Source organism: Vicinamibacteria bacterium, assembly GCA_035620555.1.
GTDB lineage: Bacteria > Acidobacteriota > Vicinamibacteria > Marinacidobacterales > SMYC01 > DASPGQ01.
This window is the reverse complement of sequence record DASPGQ010000002.1, coordinates 1-3,433: the sequence shown is the minus strand read 5'-3', so window position 1 is coordinate 3,433 and position 3,433 is coordinate 1. Positions and strand designations below refer to the sequence as shown.

General features: G+C 61.4%; 2 protein-coding genes. One reads left to right on the top strand and one right to left on the bottom strand.

All coding sequences use genetic code 11. From position 1 onward, the window contains the following. On the top strand, positions 1 to 1,824 hold a 1,824-nt coding region (gene ppk1 / locus VEK15_00040), incomplete at its 5' end, for a polyphosphate kinase 1 (protein HXV59051.1). Here the strand turns inward: ppk1 and VEK15_00035 are convergent. Further along, positions 1,814 to 3,250 (bottom strand): aldehyde dehydrogenase family protein, encoded by a 1,437-nt coding sequence (locus tag VEK15_00035; GenBank protein HXV59050.1) that lies wholly within the window; start codon positions 3,248 to 3,250, stop codon positions 1,814 to 1,816. The two genes, ppk1 and VEK15_00035, sit on opposite strands and share 11 nt — an antisense overlap. Between the last annotated feature and the right edge of the window lie 183 nt (positions 3,251 to 3,433).

The window sequence follows — 3,433 nt, the reverse complement described above, 5'->3', positions numbered from 1 at the left end:
GTGTTCGAAGCCACGTACGACAGGATTCTGCATGAGCTCGCGGAACAGGGCATTCAGGTCGTCGACGAGACCGAGCTTTCGCCCGAACAGGGCCACTTCGTGCGCGGCTATTTCCGGCGGGAAGTGCGCCCCATGCTCACGCCGCTGATGATCGGATCGAGACAGAAATTCCCCGATCTCCATGACAAGTCGATCTACCTGGCTACGCGCTTGCGGACCCCCGCGGGGAAGAACGACAGGTTCTCGCTCATCGAGGTTCCGACCGACGTGGTCCCTCGGTTCCTGATCCTGCCTCGCGTGGGACGGAGCCACCACGTCATTCTTCTCGAGAACGTCATTCGTTACAACCTCGCGGACATATTCTCCCTGTTCGAGTTCGACAGCATCGAGTCCCACATCATCAAGCTCACGCGGGACGCCGAGCTTGATCTCGACGATGACGTGACCGAGAGCTACATCCATAAGGTCGTAAAAGGCATCAAGCAGCGCGAGGAAGGAAACCCGGTGCGCATCGTCTACGATCGCGCGATCTCCGCCGAGTTTCTCTACCTGATCGTGCGCAAGCTCGGGCTGAAGGACGAAGACAGCTTCGTGCCCGGGGGACGGACGCACAACTATAAGGACTTCATCGGCTTTCCCCATGTAGGCAAGTCCTCTCTGCTCTACTCGAGGCTCGATCCCGTCCCCCTGCCTCGCCTCGAAGCCTCGCGCAGCGTCCTGCAATCGATACGGGAGAAGGAGTTCTTGCTCCATTTCCCCTACCAGCCGTTCGACTACGTGATCGATCTGTTGCGGGAAGCCGCCATCGACCCCAAGGTCACGGCCATCAAGGTCACGCTCTACCGGATCGCGCGGCACTCGGGAGTCGCCAACGCTCTCGTGAACGCGGCACGAAACGGCAAGGACGTGACCGCCATCATCGAGCTCCAGGCGCGCTTCGACGAGCAGGCCAACGTGGATCTCGCCAACCTGCTCCAGGAAGAGGGGGCGCACGTCATCTTCGGCGTGCCCGGGCTCAAGGTGCACGCGAAATTGGGCCTCATTCTGCGGAAGGAGAGGGGCAAGACGGCGCGATACGCCTTTCTGGGAACGGGCAACTTCAACGAGGACACCGCAAAGGTGTACTCCGACCACTGCCTGTTCACGAACGACCGGCGCCTGACGAAAGAGGTGGAGGCGGTCTTCGCTTTCCTTCAGGACAACTATCGCGTCCCGCAGTTCAAGCACCTTCTCGTCGCGCCATTCGGCTTCCGCGAGCAGATAAGCCGTCTCATCCGCGCGGAGATACGAAACGCCAAGAAGGGGAAAGAGGCCTACATCGACCTGAAGCTCAACAATCTGGCCGACCCAGATATCGTGGGGCTGCTCTATCAGGCCGCGGATGCGGGTGTCCGGCTGCGACTGAACGTCCGGGGAATGTACTCACTGCTTCCCGACCAGGTTCAGCGAAGGGAGAACATCGAATCGATCGGGCTCATCGACCGGTACCTCGAGCACTCGCGGGTCTTCGTTTTCGCCAACGGTGGGAACGAGAAGATCTTTCTTTCTTCGGGCGATTTGATGATCCGCAACCTCGAACGGCGGGTCGAGGTCACTTTCCCGGTGTACGACCCCGCTCTCCGGGAGGAGATCAAGGAGTTCATGGAGATCCAGTTTCGCGACAACGTCAAGGCCCGAATCCTGGATCAAGAGCTCTCCAACAAATACCGCCCGAGGCAAGGTGAGGCGATCCGCTGTCAGACGGCGTTCTACGAGCTGCTCCGCTCGCGCGTTTCCCGTGAGGAAGAAACGCCCGAGCCGCGCGCGATGAACGTCACGCGCTGACGTAAGCCGTCTTCACCGTGGTGTAGAACTCCTTCGCGTAGCTCCCTTGCTCTCGAGGCCCGTAGCTCGAGGCTCTTCGTCCCCCGAAGGGCACGTGATAATCGACTCCGGCGGTAGGCAGGTTCACCATGACCATACCGGCTCGGCACGCGAGCTTGAAACGCTCGGCGTTCTCGAGTGACGTAGTCGCGACACCCGCCGAGAGACCGAATTCGGTATCGTTGGCGACGGCGACGGCCTCCTCGAAATTCTTGACGCGGATCACGGACGCGATCGGACCAAAGATCTCTTCGCGATTGATTCGCATCCGGTTGTCGGTATCGACGAAGAGCGCCGGGCCGAGGTAGTACCCGTCTTTCGCCAGCGAGAGCCGCTCGCCGCCCCAGGCGATTCGCGCCCCTTCCCGGCGTCCGATATCGAGATATTCGAGATCCTGGCTAAGCTGGGATTCGTCCACGACCGGCCCGATGTCCGTCTCCGGCTCGAGGGCGTCGCCGACACGGATCGTCTTCATCCGCGCGGTCAAGGCTTCGACGAAACGATCGTGGATGTTCTCGGTGACGATGAACCGAGAGGAAGCGGTGCATCGCTGCCCCGTGGAGTAATAGGCGCCTTGGACGGCGCATTCCACCGCCACGCCCAGCTCGGCGTCATCGAGCACCACGAAGGGGTTCTTTCCTCCCATCTCGAGCTGGACCTTCGCGTGACGCGCGGCCGTCCGGGTGAGGATCTCGTGACCAACGGCGACGGAGCCGGTGAATGTCACCCCATCGACGTCGGGCGAGTCCACTATGGTCCTGCCGACGCTCTGTCCGTCACCCAGCACCAGGTTGAACACTCCCGGCGGCAGGCCAGCACGCGAGATGATCTCGGCCAGGGCCCATGCCGAGCCGGGCGCGAGCTCGGCCGGCTTGGCCACCACGGTGTTGCCGAACGCGAGGGCGGGAGCAATTTTCCATGCGGGAATGGCAGCGGGGAAGTTCCACGGGGTGATGACGCCGACCACCCCGATCGGCTCGCGGGTCACTTCGACCCGAACGCCAGGGCGAACCGATTGATGAAGCTCGCCGTGGTTTCGGAGCGCCTCGCCCGCAAAAAACTTGAATATGTTGCCCGCGCGGCCAACCTCTCCAATGCCCTCCTTGAGCGTTTTCCCCTCTTCTCGGGCGAGGAGCCTTCCGAGCTCTTCCTTCCTCGCGAGAATCTCGTGTCCGATTCGATCGAGCGCGTCAGCCCGCGACTGAACGTTGCTGTTCGCCCAAGCGGGAGCGGCAGCCCGTGCGGTACGGATCGCCTCCCCGGTCTGTTCCCGATCCGCCTGCGCATACTCGCCCAGGTCGTCGCTCAAATCCGATGGGTTGACGTTGGGTCGGTAAGTCGCCCCCTCGACCCATTGACCACCGATGTAAAGATCGAAACGCATCATGGATTTCCTCTTGGTTTGGGCCACGATAGCAGGATCCGCCCAGGTTGCCCAGCAGGACGACGAAAAACTCAATAAAATACCTCACCGGTGGTGGCATCGTGTCGGTAACCCATGATGCTGGAACGAGAGGTTCAGCGATGTTCGAGAGTATCGTCGTTCCCGTCGATTTGACCGCGCGCAACC

Excerpts from the sequence above, each read along its gene's own strand:
- VEK15_00035 (HXV59050.1), bottom strand. The coding sequence starts at position 3,250 with ATGATGCGTTTCGATCTTTACATCGGTGGTCAATGGGTCGAGGGGGCG.